The 549-nt window shown below is 39.7% G+C and carries 1 protein-coding gene; it reads left to right on the top strand.

The features are described 5' to 3' along the window. Positions 1-549: S41 family peptidase (locus tag JHD69_RS20195; protein WP_199142125.1), on the top strand; the 549-nt coding region annotated here is incomplete at both ends.

Raw genomic sequence — 549 nt, 5'->3', positions numbered from 1 at the left:
TGTTTAATGGAAAGCCAATTGATGAACAGCTGCAAAAATTCTTGCCGAAATTCACCAACAAATACCATCAAAAAATGTATCAATATGCTATCGATATGCTTTTTGCTGGAACCCACGACACAAACAGGGAGATAGTTGGCATTGAAAATGGAAAACCCAAAACTTTCAATCCTGTGAGCTATGGAAATAGAAGTGAACTCATCTTTGATAAAATACTAAACAAAAATACTGCCTACATCAAAATCAACAATTCCCTTGGAGATAATCGTCTTATTGCAGCATTTGATCGGGCACTCGATAGTTTGTTTCAATATCAGAACCTGGTTATCGACCTGACAGAAACTCCAAGCGGCGGAAATTCGACTGTTGCAAGAGCCATCATGGGCAGGTTTACAGATAAGCTCCTGCCCTACCAAGTTCACGAAATTGATGAAAAAGAATACCAGACCACAAGACACTGGGAAGAATTCGTTACCCCGCGCAAGAAAATTTACAGCGGAAAAGTTTATGTTTTGGTAGGCCATTGGACAGGAAGTATGGGAGAAGAAA

It is taken from the genome of Pedobacter sp. ASV12 (assembly GCF_016429155.1).
Classification (GTDB): domain Bacteria; phylum Bacteroidota; class Bacteroidia; order Sphingobacteriales; family Sphingobacteriaceae; genus Pedobacter.
Note: the sequence above shows the minus strand (reverse complement) of the source record. Positions and strands in the feature narration are given on the sequence as shown.